The sequence below is a fragment of the Pseudonocardia sp. DR1-2 genome (assembly GCF_023717215.1).
Taxonomy (GTDB): Bacteria; Actinomycetota; Actinomycetes; order Mycobacteriales; family Pseudonocardiaceae; genus Pseudonocardia; species Pseudonocardia alni.
In genome coordinates this window covers 375,860-395,940 of record NZ_JAMQOF010000004.1, presented here as the reverse complement: position 1 = coordinate 395,940, position 20,081 = coordinate 375,860, and the positions used below count along the sequence as shown (strand labels likewise).

Sequence of the window (20,081 nt, the reverse complement as noted above, 5' to 3'; positions counted from 1 at the left end):
ACCACGAACTCTGCGGTGGGCCACTGGCAATCCACTTGCAGCGGCCTTGCAGGGTCCTGCACGCGGTCCCGCGGAGCGCGGCTCAGGCGCTCCGGCCCACCACCCGGGTGGCGACGGTGCCGCCGTCACCGAGCTCGTCGAGGACCGCGGCGATCGCCGCCCGCCCACCCGCGACGCCCTCGGTGAACGCGGTGGCGTACCGCTCCGCCGAGCCGCCGAGCGCGGCCCGGACCAGGGCGACGTTGCGCTCGGAGTCCTGCGGGTCCATCTCCTCGGGCCGGTAGCCGACCTCGCCGCCGACCGCGGACACCGCCCCCAGCAGCCGGGCGCCCCGCGCTCCGTCGCCGGACTGTCCCAGCGCGCCCGCGAGCGTGTGCACCGCGACCAGCCAGGACGTCACGTCGGGTTCGCCACCGAGGAACCGCACGAGCGACTCCGCCTCGTCCAGCGCAGCCGGATCGCCGCGGTCGAGCAGGGTCTTCACCAGGTGCCAGCGCGAGGACCCGTCGGCGAACCCGTGCCCGGCCCGCCGCGCCACGGCCACCGCGGACCGCAGCACGTCCAGCGCCGTCGCCGTGTCCCCGCCGAGGCGCGCGAGGTGCCCGGCGGCCATCAGCGTCTCGGACTCACCGGGGCCGTCCCCGGCCGCGCGCGAGACCGCGAGTGCCTCGCCCAGCAGGGCCTGCGCGGCCGCCGGGTCGGCCGCCGCGGCCAGGTAGGCGCGGAACGCCAGCCCGCGGGCGACCTTCGTCGGGTGCCGGGCCGGGTCCATCCGCTCCAGCCCGGCGGCGACGTCGGCGGCTGCACCGGCCGGGTCACCGGCCAGGTAGCGCAGGGGACCGGAGGCGAAGTGCGCCAGCCCGACGGCCTCCGGGTCGGCGTCCGGCCCGGCCGCGGCCAGCGTGGCGGTGGCCCACCCGATGCCCTCGGCGACCCGGCCGAAGCGGTACCAGTACCAGCCCATCGCCCCGGCCAGGCGCAGCGCGTCGTCGACCGCGGCGGCACCGCCGTCGGCCAGCGCGGCACCGAACGCGGCCCGCACGTTCGGCTGCTCGGCGCGGACCCGCCCGAACCAGCGGGCCGCGTCGTGGCCGAGCCACGCGGCGTCGGCCTCGGTGACGACGTCGAGGACCCAGCGCCGGTGCGCGGTGCGGGCCGCGGTGCGCGCGGCGTCGTCGAGCAGGGTGTCGCCGAAGGCCCGCAGGGTCTCCAGCAGCGCGAACCGGCGGGGGCCCGGCGCACTGGTGTCGACGCCGACCAGGGACTTCGCGACGAGCGTGGCCAGCCCGTCGCGGACCGGCACCCCGGCGACGGCGGCGGCCGCGGCCGCGTCGAACCCGCCGGTGAACACCGACAGCGCCCCGAACAGCCGCCGGTCGGCCGGGCCGAGGTCGTCGACCGACAGCGCGATGGTGTGCTCCAGGCTCCGGTGCCGGGCGGGGGTGCCCCGGCCGGCCCCCACGAGCAGGGAGAACCGGTCGTCGAGGGCGTCGGCGATCTCCCCGACCGACAGGGTGCGGCTGCGGGCGGCCGCCAGCTCGACGGCCAGCGGGAGCCCGTCGAGCCGGGCGCAGACCTCGGCGACGCGGGCCCGGTCGTCGCCGGTGGGGGCCGCGCCGGGGGCCGCGGCCGACGCGCGGTCCAGGAACAGCTGCTCGGCCGCGGCGGAGGACAGCGGCGCGAGCTCCAGCAGCTGCTCACCGGGCAGGTCGACGGGCTCGCGGCTGGTCGCGACCACCCGCACGCCGGGGCACGCGGGCAGCAGCGTGGTGAGCAGCTCGGCGACGGCGTCGAGGACGTGCTCGCAGTTGTCGAGCACCAGCAGGCCGGGGGCGCCGGCCAGGGCGGCGGCGAGCTGGTCGGCGCCCTGGGCGGTGAGCACCCCGGCGGCCTCGGCGACGACCGGGGCGAGCAGCGCGCCGGAGGTCCCCGGGGCGAGGTCGGCGAGCTCGGCCCACCACACCGGACCGCCCGCGTCGGCGGCGAGCGCCAGCGCCACGCGGGTCTTGCCCACCCCGCCGGGGCCGACGACGGTGACGAGCCGGTGGGCGTCGAGGGCGGCGCGCAGCCGGACGAGGTCGTCGTCGCGGCCGAGCAGCGCCGTCGACGGCACCGGCAGCGGCCTGCGGGTGGTCCCGGCGGCGGGCGCCGGGGCGTCGGCGGCGGGGGCCCGGCGCAGCAGCTCCGGGTCGTGGGCGAGCACCGCCCGTTCGGTCGCGGCGAGGCCGGGCCCCGGGTCGACGCCGAGCTCCTCGGCGAGCAGGTCCCGCGCGGTCCGCAGGACGGCGAGGGCGTCGGCCTGGCGCCCGGCGCGGTAGAGCGCGCGGGCCCGCAGCTCCCACGCGCGCTCGCGCAGGGGGTACTCGGTGGTGAGCGCGGCCAGGTCGTCGAGCAGCGTCACGTCCTCGCCGGTGGCGAGCGCGGCGGCGGCCCGGTCCTCGCGGATCCCGGCGCGCAGCTCGGTCAGCGCGGCCACCTCGGCGGCCAGGAAGGCACGGTCGGCGAGGTCGCCGAACGGGGTGCCGTCGCCGGTGGCCAGCGCCAGGTCCAGCACGGACACCGCCTCGTGCGGGCGTCGCTGCGCCAGCGCGGTCGCGCCCCGGGCGGCGAGCTCGCGCATCGCCCACACGTCGACCTGCTCGGGCCGGAGGGCCAGGGTGTAGCCGCCGCTGCCGCGGACCAGCACCGTCGCGGCCCCGCGCGCCGAGCGGCCGGGCTCCAGGACACCGCGCAGCCGGGCGACGTAGGTGTGCAGCGCCTGCTTCGCGGCCGGGGCGGGTTCGGAGTCCCAGACGGCGTCGATGAGCAGGTCCTCGGTGGCCGGACGCCCGGCGGCGACGACGAGCGCGGCGAGCAGGGCCCGCGGGCGCGGCCCGCCGAGCGCCAGGTCGTCGCCGTCACGGCTCGCCCGCACACCTCCGAGGACCGAGAGCTGCAGTGACGACGCCTGCGGGGGGACCGCCTCCGCAGGCACGGCAGGACCGGACATGCCCCGACCCTACGAAGATGATCCGGATCTCCGGAATCATCTGCTCTGATGATGCGTGGCCGGTCAGCCGCGCGGCTCCAGGTGGACCAGCGGGATCTCGCGGGTGGTGCTGCGCTGGTAGCCGGCGTAGTTGCGGTACTTCCCGGCGATCTGCGGCCAGAGCGTCGCGCGGTCGGCCGGGTCGGCGATCCGGGCGCGCATGGGTACGCGGGGCCCGCCCTGCACGGCGACCTCGACGTCCGGGTCGGCACGCAGGTTGAGGAACCAGGCGGGGTGGCGGTCGTCGCCGCCCCGGGAGGCGACGACGACGTAGCTCCCGTCGCCGTGGACCGGTGCCGTCAGCAGCACCGTGCGCGGCTCGCCGGAGCGCCGGCCGCGGGTGGTCAGCTCGACGACGGGCATCCCCATCGCCGAGTGGCCGACCTTCCCACCGGTCAGCCGGATCAGCAGACGGTGGCCCGCGTTCATGGCCTTCAGCGCGATGTCGGGTGGGTTCACGCCCTCGAGCCTACCGGCGGGTAGCCGGGCTCGTCAGCTCGTCGCGACCTCCTCGTAGGACACCCCGGCCGTGCCCGGGACGGCGCGTCGCTCGCCCGCGCGTCCCGGCGTCGCGTCCGGGATCCGGGCGGCGACCGGCCGATCACGGTGACCGGGGCGGTCGTCCGACCACGGCGGACCGGGACGGACGACGGAGTCGGGACCGCTGCGCGGACCGGGCTGCCATGCTGGACCTCCGGGCGGCGGCGGAGCCCCGGGACGACCGAGCGGAGGCGCTGCGAGTGGACGCACCGCCCGGGTCCCCGACGAGCACCCCGGTGACGGTCCTCGTCGCCGACGACCACGCCGTCGTCCGCCGTGGGGTCCGTGCCTACCTGGAGTCCCTCGACGACGTCGAGGTCGTCGGCGAGGCCGGTGACGGGCAGGAGGTGCTGGACCGGCTCGGCGCGATGTCCGTGCACCGGGCGCTGCCCGACGTCGTCCTGATCGACCTGGTGATGCCCCGCCTCGACGGCGCCACGACGACGGCGCTGATCGTCGAGCGCTTCCCGGGCGTGCGGGTCGTCGTGCTGACCGGCTTCGGTGAGCGGGAACGGGTGCACGGCGCACTCGGCAGCGGAGCGTCGGGTTACCTGCTGAAGGACGCCGGACCGGGCGAGGTGGCCGCGGCGGTCCGGGCCGCCGCCCGCGGGGAGGTGTTCCTCGACCCGAGGGTCGCCCGGCAGCTGACCAGGGAGACGGTCTCGCCGGCGAGCGGGCTCGGCGCACTCACCCTCCGCGAGCGGGACGTGCTGATGCTGGTCGCCCAGGGCCGGTCCAACCAGGAGATCGCCGACCGGCTGCTGATCAGCGAGCGGACCGCGCGGAAGCACGTCGGCAACGTGCTGCGCAAGCTGCAGCTCTCCTCGCGCACCCAGGCGGCGCTGGTCGCGGTCCGGGAGGGGCTCGTCCCACCGCAGGGCCGGCCGGTCGGCGACGACGGATGACGTAGCGCGGCCGGGTGCCCGTGGCCGCCACGTCGGCCCGTCGCGCAGGTCCGAACCCCTTTCACCCGGTGGAAGGCGGTCTGGTGGGCCCCGAGGCGGATTCCTAGCGTGCCCGGGACCCCTCAGTTCCGACGACGGGACCCGCCATGTTCGAGACCATGATCGATCCGACCGGGGCCGCCGATCCGGTCGCCCCGGCGGGTGCGGCGCTCGCGCCACGCCCTGCGGACCTGGCGGGGCTGCGGCTCGGCCTGCTGCTCAACACCAAGCGCAACGCGGCGGAGCTGCTCGACGCCGTCGCGGAGCGGTTCGCACAGCAGTACGGCACGGTGCCCGCCGCCCGGCACGTCAAGCCGCACATCAACGACCCGGTCGCACCGGAGGTCCTCGCCGACCTGGTCGAGCGGTGCGACGTGGTGCTCGTCGGTGTCGGCGACTGCGGGTCGTGCAGCGCGTCCGCCGTCACCGACGGCATCGCGCTCGAGGCGGCCGGGGTCCCGGCCGCCGTACTGGTCAGCGAGGCCTTCCGGACGACCGCGGACGCGATGGCCGGGCTGCGCGGCAGCCCCGGCTACGACTACGCGGTCGTGCCGCACCCGGTCGCCTCGCTCGACGCCGCCGGAGTCGTGGCCCGGGCCGGCGAGGTGCTGCCCGGGCTGGTGCGGCTGCTGCACGCGCCGGTGGGACCGGGCGGCCCGCCCGGGAACGGCGCGGACCACCCCGGGGCGGGTGTCCGGTGAGCGCCGCGACCTCCGTCGATCCGGTGGACATCGCCCGGGCCGCGGTCGAGCACGCCTACGACCAGGGCTGGACCGACGGCCTGCCGGTCGTCCCGGTGAACGCGGCCACCCGCGACGAGTTCCTCGCGGCGACCCCGCGCGATCCGGGTGAGGTGGTCGCGCACGCCGGGAGCCTGGGCCGGGAGTGCACCGTCGAACGGGTCGCGGTGAACGCCGCGATGGCCGGCTGCCGCCCGGAGTACCTGCCCGTCGTGCTGGCCGCGTGGGACGCCCTGATGGCCCAGCGGGTCGTCACCGGCGGCGGCTGGCAGAGCACCAGCGGCCCGGCCCCGCTGATCGTGGTGAACGGCGACGTGCGGGCCGAGCTGGGGATCAACTCGGCGGGCGGCTCGGTGGGGCCCGGCTTCCGGGCGAACGCGACGATCGCCCGCGCGATCGGGCTGACCGTGCGCAACGTGCTCGGCATCCGCCCGCACGAGCTGGACCAGGCCACCCAGGGGCTGCCCGGCCGGTTCGCGGTGTGCGTGGGGGAGAACGAGGAGCAGAGCCCCTGGGAGCCCCTCTCGGTGGAGCTCGGCGCCGCGCCCGGCGCCGGGTCGGTCTCGGCGATGTTGATCCGGACCTGCGAGTTCGTCGACAACCGGGACTCCACCGACCCGGAGGACCTGCTCCGCGACATCGCGGACACGGTGGCCCGGACCGGCACGGTGGTCGGGGGACGGTCGTCGGCGGGTCTGCTGCTCGGCGTCGAGCACGCCACGCTGCTGGCCGACGGCGGGTTCGGCAAGGCCGACGTCGCCGCCTGGATCAGCGAGCACGCCGTGCGGACCGCCGCCGACCTGCGGGCCGCCGGGAAGGGCCGGGCGGCCGGGGACGCGCCGGACGACGCCCCGTTCCCGATGGTGCCCGAGCCCGAGCACCTGCCGATCGTCGTCACCGGCGCCCGCAACGCCGGGATGTCGCTGGTGGTGCGGCCGTTCGGGTTCGGCGGATGGTCGCGCACCACGCACCCGGTGCACGTCGGCGGGGCCGCGGCGTGAACCCGGTGCTGGACGTGCGGGACCTGCGTGTCGAGTTCCCGACGGCGGCCGGTGCGCTCGGGGTGGTCGACGGCGTCTCGTTCGACGTCGGGCCGGGCGAGACGGTCGCGCTGGTCGGGGAGTCCGGATCGGGCAAGAGCGTCAGCTCGCTGGCGGTGCTCGGGCTGCTCGGCAGGGGCCGGATCGCGGGCGGGTCGGTGTCGTTCCGGGGCGAGGAGATCGCCGGTGCCGGTCCCGAGCGGTTGCGCCGGCTGCGCGGCGCCGAGATCGCGATGGTGTTCCAGAACCCGATGAGCGCGCTGGACCCGCTGTTCAGCGTCGGGGACCAGGTCGTCGAGGCGATCCGGGTGCACCGGCCGGTCGGCCGGGCGCAGGCCCGGGAGCGTGCCGTCGAGCTGCTCCGCGAGGTGGGGCTGCCGGACCCGGAACGCCGGATGCGGTCCTATCCGCACGAGCTGTCGGGCGGTCAGCAACAGCGGGTCGGGGTGGCGATGGCGCTGGCGTGCGATCCGGAGCTGCTGATCGCCGACGAGCCGACGACCGCGCTGGACGTGACGGTCGAGGCGCAGATCCTGGCCCTGATGCGACGGCTCCAACGCGAGCACGGCGCGGCACTGCTGCTCATCACGCACGACATGTCGGTGGTGGCCCGGATGGCCGACCGGGTGGTGGTGATGTACGCGGGCCAGGTCGTCGAGCGGGGCACCGTCGCCGAGGTGCTGAGCGCGCCCACCCATCCCTACACCCGGGCGCTGATCGGCTCCGTCCCGACCGTCCACACCGGACGGGACGAGCTGCTGACGGTGATCCCGGGGAGCGTGCCGAACCCGGCCGACGTGCCCGACGGCTGTCGGTTCCATCCGCGTTGCCCGCAGGCGGTGGAGCGGTGCCGCACCGAGGTGCCACCGGTGGTCCGGACGGGGGAGGGCCGGATCAGCCGGTGCTGGCTGGCCGAGGACGCGGGCCGCGTCCCGGCGCCGACCGGGGCCCCGGGCACCGGCGCCCGGTGACCGGGCGGCCACGTCATCCGTCGCGGCGTGGACCGCGACGCGCACCGCACCCTGCGACCTGTCTTCTCCCTGGTGGAAGACGGTCTGGTGACCGGCCGGGTGCGATTCCTAGCCTCTCGCAGCACACGGCCGACGGAGTCCGACGGGAGACCCACATGTGTCAGACCACCACCGACCGGACCGGGCGTGTGCCGGCGGGCGTCCCGGCCGGTGCCCGGTGACCGGGCCGGCGCTGTTCGAGGCCCACGACCTGGTGAAGCACTTCCGGAGCCGGCGCGGGGTCGTGCAGGCCGTCAACGGCGTGTCGCTGAGCATCCCGCGCGGCCGCACGGTCGGACTGGTCGGCGAGTCGGGTTCCGGCAAGTCCACGGTGGCCCGGCTCGCGCTGCGGCTGCTGGAACCGACCTCGGGGACGCTGTCGTTCGACGGCGCCGATCTCGGCGCCGCCTCGGGCGCGGCGCTGCGCCGGCTGCGCCGCCGGATGCAGATCGTCTTCCAGGACCCGAACGGCTCGCTGAACCCCCGGATGACCGTCCTGCAGGCGGTGGGGGAGCCGCTCGTGGTGCACCGGATGGCCCGTGGGGCCGCACTCGCCGACCGGGTCGTCGAGCTGCTCGAACGGGTCGGGCTGGGTGCGCGCGACCTGAACCGGTACGCCCACCAGTTCTCCGGCGGTCAGGCCCAGCGGATCGGGATCGCCCGCGCGCTCGCCACCGACCCGGACCTCATCGTGTGCGACGAGGCGGTCTCCGCGCTGGACGTCTCGGTGCAGGCCCAGGTGCTCAACCTGCTCCGCGGCCTGCAGGCCGAGCGCGGGCTGTCCTACCTGTTCATCGCCCACGACCTGAACGTCGTCCGCTACATGTCCGACGAGGTCTGCGTGATGTACCTCGGCGAGATCGTCGAACGCGGGGACGGCGACGCGGTGCTGCGGGACCCGCAGCACCCCTACACCCGGATGCTCGTGTCCGCCGTCCCCGACCTGGCCACGGCCGGACCGGCCCAGGAGGTCACGCCGGTCGGCGAGGTGCCCAGCCCGATCGACCCGCCGCCGGGGTGCCGGTTCCACACCCGCTGCCCGCAGGCCGAGGCCGGCTGCCGCGAGGAACGGCCCGCGCTGCGCAGGGTCGTCGCCGACCGCGACGTCGCCTGCCTGCTGGCCGGGGCACGGACCTCCGGGGCGGTGCGACCGTGACCCGCTACGTCCTGCGCAGGCTCGCCTACGGCGGTGTGGTGATGGCGCTGGTGACCGCTCTGGTGTTCGTGCTCGTGCGGCTGGTCCCCGGCGACGCGGTGACGATGCAGCTGGCCGAGTCCGGCGCGAGCCCGGAGCAGGTCGCGGCGCTGCGCGCCGAGTTCGGCCTCGACGTGCCGGTCTGGACGCAGCTGGGGAACTGGCTCGCCGGTGTCGCACGCGGTGATCTCGGCAGGTCGTTCTACGGCGGCGGCGCACCGGTGACCGGGCTGTTCCTGGAACGGGTGCCGGTCACCGTCTCGCTCGGCCTGCTGGCGATGCTGTTCGCGACCGTCGCCGGCATCGGCCTCGGCGTGCTGGCCGCGGTCACCCGCGGCTCCGCGCTGGACGCCGCCGTGCGGAGCTTCGCGGTCGCGTTCCTGTCGGTGCCCAACTTCGTCGTCGCGCTGCTGGCGCTGACCGCGTGCGCGGTCTGGCTCAACTGGTCGCCACCGCTGGCCTACCGGCCGCTGACCGAGGACCCGGTGAACTGGATCCAGCAGATGGCGATCCCGGTGATCGCGCTGGGCACCGCCGGGATGGCGGGGACCGCGCGGATGGCGCGGTCGTCGCTGCTGGAGTCGCTGGGGTCGGACTACGTGCGCACGGTCCGTGCGAAGGGCGCGCGGGAGCGCACCGTCGTCGGCAAGCACGCCGCCCGGAACTCCACCATCGCGGTGCTCACGCTGCTCGGCCTGGAGCTGGCGACGGTGCTCGGTGGCACCGTGATCCTGGAGCAGATGTTCGGGATCCCGGGGACCGGGCAGCTCATCTACTCCGCGGTGCTGGAGCGCGACTACCCGGTGGTCGTCGCCTGCACGATCTTCTACGCGGGACTGTTCGTGGTGACGATCATCGTGATCGACCTGCTCTACGCGCTGGTCGACCCGCGGATCCGGACCGGGCGGGCACTCTCGTGAGCGCGCCGGCCACGCCCGCGCGGCTGCGCGCCGTCCCCGGCGCCGTCGCCCGGTTCGTCCGCGCCCAGCCCCTCGGCGGGATCGCGCTGACGGTACTGACGCTGTTCGTGCTGGCCGGGCTGCTGGCGCCGCTGGTGGCGCCGTACGACCCGCTGGAGCAGTTCCGCCGGGACATCCTCGACGGCCCGTCCGCCCGGTTCCTGCTCGGCACCGACGACCTCGGCCGGGACGTGCTGAGCCGTTCGCTGCACGGCGCACGGACCTCGTTGCTGATCGGGGTGGTGACCACCGCGGTCAGCCTGGTGCTGGGCACCACGATCGGGGTGGTCTCCGGCTACGCGGGCCGGGGCGTCGACATCGTCCTGCAACGGGTGATGGACGCCGTCCAGGCGATCCCCGGCATCGTGCTGCTGCTGTTCATCGCGGTGATCCTCGGGCCCTCGGTGCGCAACACGATCATCGCGCTGACCGTGGTGATCACACCGTCGTTCAACCGGATCGCCCGCGGCGAGACCCTGCGGGTGCGCGAGGAGCGCTACGTCGAGGCGGCCCGGGCCACCGGTGCCGGGACCGGCCGGATCCTGGCCCGGCACGTCCTGCCGAACATCGTCGCCCCGGTGTTCACCCTGGCCAGCCTGATCTTCGCCGGGGTGGTCATCGCCGAGTCGGCGCTGAGCTTCCTCGGCATCGGCGCGCCGCCGCCGACCCCGTCCTGGGGGCTGATGCTCTCCGAGGGCGTCCGGTACGTGGAGCGCGCGCCGTGGCTGATCGTCGTGCCGGCTGTGCTGCTCTCGCTGGCCGTCTTCAGCCTCAACCTGCTCGGCGACGCGCTGCGCGACCACCTGGACCCGCGCCTGCAGCACGCCACCTTCGCCGAGTCCCGGCGGTGGTGGCGGCCCCGCCCGCCGGCCCGCCTCGCCCCCGGCCTCGCCCGGGCGGCGGAGGAGCTCGACGCCACCGACCCCACCGACCGACGACCCGACTAGGAGCGTGCACAGTGGACATCTCACTCGCCGGGAAGGTGGCCCTGGTCACCGGAGCCGGTCCGAACATCGGCGGCGGGATCGGCCTGGCGCTCGCGCGCTACGGCGCGACCGTGGCCTGCAACGACATCGACCCGGACGCGGCGGCCGCCGCCGTCGAGCGGATCGAGCGCAACGGTGGCCGGGCCATCGCGGTCCCCGGCGACGTCACCGACGAGGACCAGGTGGCGGGCTACGTCGACCGGATCGTCGGCGAGCTGGGCGGGATCGACATCCTGGTCAACAACGCCGCCCTGCTCGGCGGCAAGGGGGTGCTCGACGAGAGCGCCGAGTTCTTCGACCGTGCCGTGCGGGTCGCCGGGCTGGGCAGCTTCCTCAACACCCGGGCGGTCGGGCGGCACATGGCCGAGCGCGGCACCCGTGGCTCGATCGTGCTGGTCTCGTCGTCGAACGGCTGGTCCGGCTCGGCCGGGGTGATCGCCTACGCCTTCCACAAGGGCGGGGTGAACAACTTCGTGCGGGCCGCGGCGATGGACCTCGCCCCCTACGGGATCCGGGTCAACTCCTTCACCCCGACCGCGCCGACCCCGGACAACCCGGCCCTGACCGGACCGGACGGGAAGTCGGCCATGGACCGGCCGCGGAACGGGATCGGCGGCGGCACCGGCGACGAGCCGTGGCGGCGGCCCGCCCGCTGGAGCGGCGACCGGGTGCCCATGGTGCCGATGGGCACCACCGGCACCCCGACCGACATCGGGCACTGCGTGGCCTGGATGTGCTCGGACCAGGCCCGGCTGATCACCGGCCAGGACTTCGTCGTCGACGGCGGGGCCCGGGCGAAGAACTTCGCCTACGTCCCGGCGGCGGCCGGTGACCTCGCCGGACCGGTTCCGCTGGTCGGGCTGGACGTGACCGGCGAGCTCGACCGGGAGACGGTGTGAGACCGGGTCGCGCCGCGGCGCTGCTGATGGCCGCGGCGCTGGTGCTGTCGTCCTGCGGGGCCGGTGGCGGTGGCGGCAGCGACGAGCCGGTCGGCGACCCGCGTCCCGGCGGCTCGCTGGTGTGGCAGCTGCCGGCCGAGGTGTCCACCGACCTGAACCCGCTGGAGAGCTCCGACCCGAGCGCCACCGGGCTGATCTCCGGCTCGGTCTACGGGAAGCTGCTCGACTGGCGCACCGGACCCGACGTCACGGAGATGGAGCTGGAGGGCGACCTGGCCGAGTCGTGGGAGGTCTCCGAGGACGGTCTGACCTACACCTTCCACCTGCGCCGGGACGTCACCTGGCACGACGTCGAGCCGGTGAACGGCAGGCCCTTCGTCGCCGACGACGTCGTCGCGACGATCACCGCGATGAAGGAGCGCGGCCTGCAGGCCTACATGCTCGAGGCGGTGCGGACCGTGCAGGCGCCGGACGAGCACACCGTCGTCCTGACCCTGGACCGGCCCTTCGCCCCGCTGCTGGAGTACGTGGCCTACCACACCTTCCTGATGGTTCCCCGGGAAGGGATCGAGGGGCGCTACGACCTGGACACGGTGGCGATCGGCACCGGGCCGTTCCTGCTCGCCGAGCACACCCCGGACGTCGAGTGGGTGCTCCGGCGCAATCCCGACTACCACGTTCCCGACCGCCCGTACCTCGACGAGGTCCGGCGACCGGTCATCAACGACACGGCGGCGACCACCGCGGCCCTGCGGAGCGGCCGCCTCGACGTGGGCACCACCAGCGACGTCACCGTGGCCGACGAGTTCCGCGACGGCGACCACACGGTGACCGAGACGCCCGGCGCGCCGGTGAGCTTCTACCTCAACCCGCGCGTGGAGCCGTTCGACGACGTCCGGGTGCGCCGCGCGGTGTCCCTCGCGATCGACTGGGAGGGCATGGGGGAGACCGTCCGCGGCTCGTTCAACCTCACCTCCATCCTGCGTCCCGACGTCTCCGACGCCGCACTGTCCGAGGACGAGGTCCGCGAGATCCGCCCGTTCGACTCCGAGCAGGCCCGCCGGCTCCTCGCCGAGGCCGGCCTCCCGGACGGCTTCGCGACCACGCTGCTCGTCCAGCGGGTCGACGACGAGGACGTGCGCGAGGCCCAGTGGATGCAGGCCGACCTGGCCGAGGTCGGGATCGACGTCACGATCGAGACCGTCGACCCCGGGACCGGGATCGAACGCCGGCGCACCCACGAGTTCGCCATGACCAAGGCACTCCGGACCGTGCACCTGCCCGACCAGACCTGGCGCGACTTCATGCCCGGCTACATCGAGAACTACGCGCTCGTCGACGACCCGGAGCTCGTCGAGGGCTACGCCCGGACCCGGACCACCACCGACGACGCCGAGCGGCGCGAGCTGCACCGCGCGATGCAGAGGCGGATGGAGACCGAGATCGTGCAGGGCCTGTTCCCGATCCAGAAGTTCGACTACACGATCCTCTCCTCGCGGACCCGGGACCTGTTCCCGGTGCCGATCCACCAGGGCCGCCGGCTCGCCGACGTGTGGCTCAGCGACCAGCCGGCGTCGCCGTGAGCGTCGGGGTACACGATCTCGTCGTCGTCGGGTCCGGCCCGGCCGGGTACACCGCGGCGGTCTACGCCGCCCGGGCCCGGCTGGCTCCGCTGGTGTTCGAGGGTTCCAGCCACGGCGGCGCCTTGATGACCACCACCGACGTGGAGAACTACCCCGGCTTCCCCGACGGCGTCGACGGGCCCGGCCTGATGGGACGGATGCGGGCGCAGGCCGAGCGGTTCGGCGCCGACCTGCGGCCCCGCGACGTCGGCGAGATCCGGCTGGACGGCCCGGTCAAGGAGATCGTGACCGACGGCGAGGTGCACCGGGCCCGTGCGGTGGTGCTCGCGATGGGCGCCGCGCCGCGCTACCTCGGCGTGCCGGGGGAGCAGGAGCTGCTCGGGCGGGGGGTCTCGTCCTGCGCGACCTGCGACGGGTTCTTCTTCACCGGCCGGGACGTCGCCGTCGTCGGTGGCGGGGACTCCGCGATGGAGGAGGCGCAGTTCCTCACCCGGTTCGCCCGCAGCGTCACGGTCGTGCACCGCCGGGACACCTTCCGGGCGTCGCGGATCATGCTGGAGCGGGCACGGGCGAACCCCGCGATCCGCTGGGCGACCGGTCGCGAGGTCGTCGCGGTGACCGGCGACGGCGCGGTCGGCGGGCTGCGCCTGCGCGACGTCCGGGACGGCGCGGAGTCCGGGCTGGACGTCGCCGGGGTGTTCGTCGCGATCGGCCACGACCCGCGCAGCGGGCTGGTCGCCGACCGGCTCGACCTGGACCCCGACGGCTACGTCCGCACGCTCGACGGGACCACCCGGACCGCCGTCGACGGGGTGTTCGCCTGCGGTGACCTGGTGGACCGGCACTACCGGCAGGCGGTCACCGCCGCCGGGTCGGGCTGCGCCGCGGCGATCGACGCCGAGCGCTGGCTGGCCGGGGCCCGCGTGGACCGTCCTTCCACGACGTGAAAGCGCCCTCCCGGCACCCGCCGGGAGGGCGGCATCGTGAGGTCACGAGCCGGTGACCCGGCCCACATTCCCTTCCGGGCCCCGGACCTCCGCCGAGGCGGCCGTATCCGTTCCCACACAGAGGAGCCGACATGGGCATGACGACCCGAGCCGCGATCTGCCGCACACCGGGGACGCCGTGGGAGATCACCGACGTCGAGCTGGACGACCCGCGCGCCAACGAGGTCCGCATCCGGTTCCACGCCGCGGGGCTCTGCCACTCCGACGACCACATCCAGAAGGGCGACGCCCGGATGCGGATGCCCGTCGTCGGCGGGCACGAGGGCGCCGGGGTGGTCGAGGCGGTCGGTCCCGGTGTCACCCGGGTGCAGGTCGGGGACCACGTCGTGTGCTCCTTCATCCCGGCCTGCGGCTCCTGCCGGTACTGCTCCACCGCCCGGCAGAACCTGTGCGACGCCGGGAAGAACGCCGCCACCGGTGAGTTCCCGGACGGGACCTTCCGGTTCCACCTCGACGGCGAGGACCTCGGCGGGCTCTGCGTGCTCGGCACGTTCTCCCAGTACGCGGTGGTCTCCGAGTTCTCCTGCATCCCGATCGCCGACGACATCCCGTTCGACGTCGCCTCCCTGGTCGGCTGCGGCGTCCCGACCGGCTGGGGCTCGGCGGTGCACGCCGCCGGGGTCCGCGCCGGGCAGACCGTCGTCGTCTACGGCTGCGGCGGGGTCGGGGCCAACGCGGTGCAGGGCGCCCGGCTCGCCGGTGCCCGCAACGTGGTGGTGGTCGACCCGGTGGCGTTCAAGCGCGACATGGCGAAGGTCTTCGGGGCCACCCACACCTTCGCCGACGCGCAGAGCGCGCACGAGTTCGTCGTCGAGACCACCTGGGGCGAGCTCGCCGACCACGCGATCATCACCGTCGGCGTGCTGCACGACGAGGTGATCGCCCGCGCGCTGGCGGTCACCGGGAAGTCCGGTCAGGTCACCGTCACCGCGGTCGGCAACGGCTCGGTCCGGGCGCCGTCCGGGATGCTGATCGGCTACCAGCGCCGGGTGCAGGGCGCGATCTTCGGCGCCTGCAACCCGCTCCACGACGTGCCCCGGCTGCTCGACCTCTACCGCTCCGGCGACCTCAAGCTGGACGAGCTGATCACCAGGCGGTACCGCCTGGAGGAGGTCAACCAGGGCTACGCGGACATGGCGGACGGCCGGAACGTCCGCGGCGTGATCGTCCACGAGCACTGAGGCGGCGACGATGACGACCGACACGACGGCCGGCACGGACACCGGTACCGGCACCGCACCGACCGCCGGGGCCACCCACCTGATCGGCGACGCCTGGGTGCCCGCCGCGGACGGCCGCACGATCGACGTGCTCGACCCCTCCACCGGCGAGGTCGTCGGCCGGGTGCCGCGGGGCACCGCCACCGACGTCGACGCCGCCGTCGCGGCCGCCCGGGAGGCGTTCCCGGCCTGGCGCGACACCAGTGCCACCGAGCGCGGGCGGCTGCTGCTGCGCTGGGCCGAGCTGGTCGAGCGGCACGCCGACGAGCTGGACCGGCTGGAGTCCCGTGAGGTGGGGCGGCCGCACTGGGGCCCGCCGCCGATGGCCCGGATGCTCACCTTCCTGGCCGGGCAGGCCGACAAGGTGCAGGGGCTCTCGCTGCCCACCCACACCCCGGACGTCCTCGGTCTCACCCTGCGCGAGCCCTACGGCGTCGTCGCCTCGATCATCCCGTGGAACGCCCCGGGCCCGATGTTCGCCAACGACACCGGCGCCGCGATCGCCGCGGGCAACACCGTGGTCGTCAAACCGGCCGAGGACGCCCCGCTGACCCCGCTCGCGCTGGCCCGGCTCGCCCGCGAGGCCGGGATCCCGCCGGGGGTGGTCAACGTCGTCACCGGCTACGGCCACGAGGCCGGCGCCGCCCTCCCCGCGCACCCCGACGTCGCCCGGGTCGGTTTCACCGGCTCCCCGGAGACCGGGTCCGCGGTGATGGCGACCTGCGCACGACGGCTGGTCCCGCTGCACCTGGAGCTGGGCGGCAAGTCCCCGCAGGTGGTGTTCCCGGACGCCGACCTGGACCGGGCGATCCCGGCGATCGTCGCGGGCATCACGCTGAACACCGGCCAGATCTGCGCCGCCGGGTCCCGGGTCGTGGTGGACCGGTCGATCCGCGCCGAGGTGGTGGAACGGCTCGCCGCCGAGATGGCGGCGGTCAGCGTCGGCCCCTGGCATGCACGGGCCCGGATGGGGCCGCTGATCAACGCCCGGCAGCGGGACCGGGTGCTCGGCTACGTCCGCACCGGACGGGAGGAGGGCGCCCGGCTGGTGACCGGCGGCGGCACGCCGACCGGGAGCGGACTGGACCGGGGGTTCTTCGTCGAACCGACGCTGTTCGACGACGTCGACCCCGGCATGACCATCGCCCGCGAGGAGATCTTCGGCCCGGTCCTGTCGGTGCTCGCGGTGGACGACGAGGCCGAGGCCCTCGACGTCGCGAACGGCACCGACTACGGGCTGGTCGCGTCGGTCTGGACCCGCGACGTCGGCCGTGCCGTGCGGATGTCGCGCGGGCTGGCCGCCGGGCAGGTCGTGGTGAACGCCGCGCTTGGCGCCGGGGTGATCGGCGGGCCGTTCGGCGGGTACCGGCGCAGCGGCTTCGGCCGCACCATGGGCGCCGACGCCGTGCTGGAGCACACCCAGGTGAAGACGGTGTCGATCCGTGGCTGAGCGGACGGCGGGCACCGGGGTGCGGCTGCGGGTGCTGATGGAACCCCGCCACGGCTGCCGCTACGACGAGATCCTCGCCCTCGCCCGGGCGACCGAGGCCGCCGGGTTCGACGCGTTCTTCCGCTCCGACCACCTGATGGGCGTCGACCCGCACGACCGCACGTACCGCCCCACCGACTGCTGGACCACGCTGGGCGGCCTGGCCCGCGACACCGGCCGGATCCGGCTCGGCGCCCTGGTCGGGGCCGCCACGTTCCGCGAGGCCGGCCTGCTCGCGACGATCGTCGCCTCCGTCGACGAGATGAGCGGCGGCCGGGTCGAGCTGGGACTGGGCACCGGCTGGTACGAGCGCGAGCACGCCGCGTTCGGGATCCCGTTCCCGCCGACCCGCGACCGGTTCGACCGGCTGGAGGAACAGCTGACGGTCGTCACCGGCCTGTGGCGGGCCGCCCGGACCGGCACGTCGTTCTCCCACGACGGCCACCACCACCGGATCGCGGACAACCACACCCCGCCGCACCCGGCGCAGGACCCGCACCCGCCGGTGATCGTCGGCGGGACCGGTCCGCGGCGCACCCCCGCGATCGCCGCCCGCTTCGCCGACGAGTTCAACGGCGCCCTCGGCGGCGACCTGGCCGAGCGCTACGCGGTGTTCGACCGGGCGTGCGAGGCGATCGGCCGGGACCCGGCGACCGCCCGCCGGTCCGCGGTACTGCCGGTGGCCTGCGGCGCCGACCCGGCGCAGGTCGCCCGCCGCGGCGCGGTCATCGGGTCCGACCTCATGCGCGACAACGCCGCCATCGGGTCCCCGGACCACGTCGCCGACCGGATCGGACGGCTGGCCGAGGCCGGTGCGGACACCGTCTACCTGCACGTCTACGACATCGCCGATCTCGACCACATCGCCCTGATCGGGGCGGAGGTGCTGCCGCACGTCGCGGCACGACCGGAGGGGGCCCCGCAGTGAGCACAGCAGAGACGACGGCCGGACCGTCCACCACCGACGCCGGTGTCATCACCACCCGGGCGGCGGTGGCCCGCGGCCCGCACACCGGCTGGGAGCTGACCGACCTGCGGCTCGAACCGCCCCGCGCGCACGAGGTGCGGGTCCGGTTCCACGCCGCCGGGCTCTGCCACTCCGACGACCACATCACCGCGGGCGACGCGCCCGTACGGTTCCCGGTCGTCGGCGGCCACGAGGGCGCCGGGATCGTCGAGTCGGTCGGCCCGGACGTGCGCCGGGTCCGCCCCGGCGACCGGATCGTCTGCTCCTACATCCCCGCCTGCGGCGCCTGCCGTCCCTGCTCGACCGGGCACCAGAACATGTGCGTGAAGGGCCTCAACGCGGGCACCGGGATGTTCCTCGACGGGTCGTTCCGGTTCCACCAGGGCACCGGCGACGAGCGCGTGGACTTCGGCGGCTTCTGCACGCTCGGCACGTTCTCGCAGTACGCGGTGGTGTCGGAGTGGGCGTGCGTCCCGCTGCCCGAGGACATCCCGTTCGAGATCGGCGCGCTGGTCGGCTGCGGTGTCCCCACCGGCTGGGGCTCCGCGGTGTACGCCGCGGGCGTCCGGGCGGGGGAGACCGTGGTGATCTACGGCGCGGGCGGGGTCGGGTCGAACGCCGTGCAGGGCGCCCGCTACGCCGGGGCGAAGAACGTGGTCGTCGTCGATCCGGTCGCGTTCAAGCGCGAGTCCGCCGAGATGTTCGGGGCGACGCACACCTTCGCCGACGCGGCGAGCGCACACGAGTTCGTCGTCGAGACCACCTGGGGCCAGCTCGCCGACCACGCGATCTGCACCCCCGGCGTCCTCACCCCGGAGATCGTGAACGACGCCGTCGCGGTCGTCGGCAAGGGCGGCAGGGTCACCGTGACCGCGGTCGGGCGGCTCGGGGAGAACACCGTCGACGTGCACGCCGGGATGATGATCAGCTACCAGCGCCAGATCCGTGGCGCGCTGTTCGGCGGCTGCAACCCCCTGTACGACATCCCCCGCCTGCTCGGCCTCTACCGGGCCGGCGACCTCAAGCTCGACGAGCTGATCACCCGCCGGTACCGGCTGGACGAGGTCGACCGGGGCTACGCCGACATGACCGCCGGCCGCACCATCCGCGGCGTGATCGTCCACGACGTCTGACGCCCGCCGCGATCCGAGGAGCCACCGTGTCCCCTGCACCCGTGCCCGGGTTCGTCGCGTCGGCCGACGCCGAGGCCGTCACCGACCTGTTGCGGGCCCAGCTCGAGGGCCTGCCCGCCCGCTCGCCGTTCTACGCCGACCTGTTCGCCGAGCACGGGATCGACGCGTCGGCGTTCGGCTCGCTCGCCGACCTGGCCCGGTTCCCCTTCACCGGCAAGCAGATGCTGCGCGACTCCCAGGCGGCGCAGCCGCCGTTGGGCCGGCACGCCGGCGTCGCGATGTCGGAGGTCGTGCGGGTGCACGCCTCCACCGGCACCACCGGACGTCCCAGCTGGGTCGGGGTGACCCGGCGCGACGCGGGCGCCTGGACCGAGCTGGTCGCACGGGCGTTCCGCACCATGGGGGCCACCCGCGACGACGTCGTCCTGCACGGCGCCGGCCTCACCCTGTTCGTCGGCGGTCTCCCGATCCGGGACGCGCTGGAACGCATCGGCAGCACGATGGTCCCGATCGGGACCGGGGCGTCGGAGAAGGCGGTGCTGGCGCTGGAGTCGCTCGGCGTCACGGCGCTGCACTCGACGCCGTCCTACGCCCGCTACCTGGCCGAGCACCTGCGGGCGGCCGGCCGCGACCCGCGCGGGTTCGGGCTGCGGAAGATCTTCGTCGGAGGTGAGCCCGGCGGCGGGGAACCCGCGTTCCGCAGACAGGTCGAGCAGGAGTGGGGCGCCCCGGTCACCGAGGGGCTCGGCAACGCCGACATGGCCCCGGTGCTGTTCGCCGAGCAGCCCGGCAGCGGTGGGATGCGCTTCACCGGCGGCCGGCACGTGGTCGCCGAGCTGATCGACCCGGAGTCCGGGGAGCCGGTGGGCGCCGAACCCGGCGCCGAGGGCGAGCTCGTCTACACCTCGGTGGACCGCGAATGCTGCCCGCTCGTGCGCTTCCGCACCCGGGACCGGGTGGTCGTCACCGGCCGGGCGGCCGACGACGCCCCGCTGATCCGCTGCATCGGGCGGACCGACGACATGCTGATCGTGCTCGGCGTCAACGTCTTCCCGTCCGCGGTGCGCGATCTCGTCGTCGCACTGCACCCGCGCACCACCGGCGCCGTGCAGATCGTGCTGCCCGAGCACGGCCCGCGGGTCGACCCGCCGCTGCGGATCGAGGCCGAGTGGGGCGAGGCGGCCGGTGACACCGAGCAGCTCGGCAGGGAGATCGAGACCGCGATCCGGACCCGGCTGTCGGTCAGGGCCGCGGTGACGCTCGTGCCGCCCGGCTCGCTGGAACGCGCCGAGATGAAGTCCCGGCTGACCCGGCTCGCGGGCTGAACAGGAAGGAGACGAG

17 protein-coding genes are annotated in these 20,081 nt (G+C 75.1%); 15 read left to right on the top strand and 2 right to left on the bottom strand.

The genetic code is table 11. The features are described 5' to 3' along the window. Positions 1-82: 82 nt before the first annotated feature. Both ND486_RS29130 and ND486_RS14135 read right to left on the bottom strand, forming a co-directional pair. Positions 83-2,989 (bottom strand): BTAD domain-containing putative transcriptional regulator, encoded by a 2,907-nt coding sequence (locus ND486_RS29130; RefSeq protein WP_285898655.1) that lies wholly within the window; start codon positions 2,987-2,989, stop codon positions 83-85. A gap of 63 nt (positions 2,990-3,052) precedes the next feature. Next, complete coding sequence (locus ND486_RS14135) at positions 3,053-3,457, bottom strand: nitroreductase/quinone reductase family protein (RefSeq protein WP_062404411.1); 405 nt, start codon at positions 3,455-3,457, stop codon at positions 3,053-3,055. A 347-nt stretch (positions 3,458-3,804) separates the two neighbouring features. Between ND486_RS14135 and ND486_RS14130 the strand changes: the two genes are divergently transcribed. From ND486_RS14130 to ND486_RS14060, 15 genes are all read left to right on the top strand, one after another. Beyond that, positions 3,805-4,473, top strand: a complete 669-nt coding sequence (locus tag ND486_RS14130) for a response regulator transcription factor (RefSeq protein WP_251784725.1) — start codon at positions 3,805-3,807, stop codon at positions 4,471-4,473. 158 nt (positions 4,474-4,631) lie between these two features. After that, positions 4,632-5,213, top strand: coding sequence for a UGSC family (seleno)protein (locus ND486_RS14125; protein WP_251784724.1), 582 nt, complete (start codon positions 4,632-4,634; stop codon positions 5,211-5,213). Beyond that, on the top strand, positions 5,210-6,253 hold the full coding sequence (locus ND486_RS14120; RefSeq protein WP_251784723.1) for a hypothetical protein: 1,044 nt from the start codon (positions 5,210-5,212) through the stop codon (positions 6,251-6,253). The genes ND486_RS14125 and ND486_RS14120 overlap by 4 nt, the downstream gene beginning before the upstream one ends. Beyond that, positions 6,250-7,263 carry an ABC transporter ATP-binding protein gene (locus ND486_RS14115; protein WP_251784722.1) on the top strand — a complete coding sequence of 338 codons (1,014 nt, stop codon included), beginning with the start codon at positions 6,250-6,252 and terminating at the stop codon, positions 7,261-7,263. Before ND486_RS14120 ends, ND486_RS14115 begins: the two co-directional genes overlap by 4 nt. A 217-nt stretch (positions 7,264-7,480) precedes the next feature. Continuing rightward, positions 7,481-8,458 (top strand): ABC transporter ATP-binding protein, encoded by a 978-nt coding sequence (locus tag ND486_RS14110; RefSeq protein WP_251784721.1) that lies wholly within the window; start codon positions 7,481-7,483, stop codon positions 8,456-8,458. Next, positions 8,455-9,417 carry an ABC transporter permease gene (locus tag ND486_RS14105; protein ID WP_251784720.1) on the top strand — a complete coding sequence of 321 codons (963 nt, stop codon included), beginning with the start codon at positions 8,455-8,457 and terminating at the stop codon, positions 9,415-9,417. The genes ND486_RS14110 and ND486_RS14105 overlap by 4 nt, the downstream gene beginning before the upstream one ends. Further along, positions 9,414-10,403, top strand: coding sequence for an ABC transporter permease (locus tag ND486_RS14100; RefSeq protein ID WP_179760634.1), 990 nt, complete (start codon positions 9,414-9,416; stop codon positions 10,401-10,403). The genes ND486_RS14105 and ND486_RS14100 overlap by 4 nt, the downstream gene beginning before the upstream one ends. Before the next feature lie 11 nt (positions 10,404-10,414). Then, positions 10,415-11,341, top strand: a complete 927-nt coding sequence (locus ND486_RS14095; protein ID WP_251784719.1) for an SDR family NAD(P)-dependent oxidoreductase — start codon at positions 10,415-10,417, stop codon at positions 11,339-11,341. Continuing rightward, complete coding sequence (locus tag ND486_RS14090; RefSeq protein WP_251784718.1) at positions 11,338-12,924, top strand: ABC transporter substrate-binding protein; 1,587 nt, start codon at positions 11,338-11,340, stop codon at positions 12,922-12,924. Before ND486_RS14095 ends, ND486_RS14090 begins: the two co-directional genes overlap by 4 nt. Next, positions 12,921-13,871 (top strand): thioredoxin-disulfide reductase, encoded by a 951-nt coding sequence (trxB, locus tag ND486_RS14085; protein ID WP_251784717.1) that lies wholly within the window; start codon positions 12,921-12,923, stop codon positions 13,869-13,871. Before ND486_RS14090 ends, trxB begins: the two co-directional genes overlap by 4 nt. A gap of 131 nt (positions 13,872-14,002) precedes the next feature. Next, positions 14,003-15,112, top strand: a complete 1,110-nt coding sequence (locus tag ND486_RS14080; RefSeq protein ID WP_251784716.1) for an NDMA-dependent alcohol dehydrogenase — start codon at positions 14,003-14,005, stop codon at positions 15,110-15,112. 10 nt (positions 15,113-15,122) lie between these two features. After that, the gene (locus tag ND486_RS14075) at positions 15,123-16,601 is read left to right on the top strand and encodes an aldehyde dehydrogenase (RefSeq protein ID WP_251784715.1); all 1,479 of its coding nucleotides are present in this window, start codon (positions 15,123-15,125) and stop codon (positions 16,599-16,601) included. Positions 16,602-16,638: 37 nt separating this feature from the next. Further along, positions 16,639-17,568, top strand: a complete 930-nt coding sequence (locus tag ND486_RS14070; protein WP_251784906.1) for a TIGR03560 family F420-dependent LLM class oxidoreductase — start codon at positions 16,639-16,641, stop codon at positions 17,566-17,568. A 47-nt stretch (positions 17,569-17,615) separates the two neighbouring features. Continuing rightward, positions 17,616-18,740 carry an NDMA-dependent alcohol dehydrogenase gene (locus tag ND486_RS14065; protein WP_062404425.1) on the top strand — a complete coding sequence of 375 codons (1,125 nt, stop codon included), beginning with the start codon at positions 17,616-17,618 and terminating at the stop codon, positions 18,738-18,740. Between the two features lie 26 nt (positions 18,741-18,766). After that, positions 18,767-20,065 carry a phenylacetate--CoA ligase family protein gene (locus ND486_RS14060; protein WP_251784714.1) on the top strand — a complete coding sequence of 433 codons (1,299 nt, stop codon included), beginning with the start codon at positions 18,767-18,769 and terminating at the stop codon, positions 20,063-20,065. The last annotated feature ends 16 nt before the right edge of the window (positions 20,066-20,081 follow it).

Coding starts and splice junctions, on each gene's coding strand:
- ND486_RS29130 (WP_285898655.1), bottom strand. CDS start 2,989: ATGTCCGGTCCTGCCGTGCCTGCGGAGGCGGTCCCCCCGCAGGCGTCG.
- ND486_RS14135 (WP_062404411.1), bottom strand. CDS start 3,457: ATGAACGCGGGCCACCGTCTGCTGATCCGGCTGACCGGTGGGAAGGTC.
- ND486_RS14125 (WP_251784724.1), top strand. CDS start 4,632: ATGATCGATCCGACCGGGGCCGCCGATCCGGTCGCCCCGGCGGGTGCG.
- ND486_RS14080 (WP_251784716.1), top strand. CDS start 14,003: ATGGGCATGACGACCCGAGCCGCGATCTGCCGCACACCGGGGACGCCG.
- ND486_RS14075 (WP_251784715.1), top strand. CDS start 15,123: ATGACGACCGACACGACGGCCGGCACGGACACCGGTACCGGCACCGCA.
- ND486_RS14070 (WP_251784906.1), top strand. CDS start 16,639: ATGGAACCCCGCCACGGCTGCCGCTACGACGAGATCCTCGCCCTCGCC.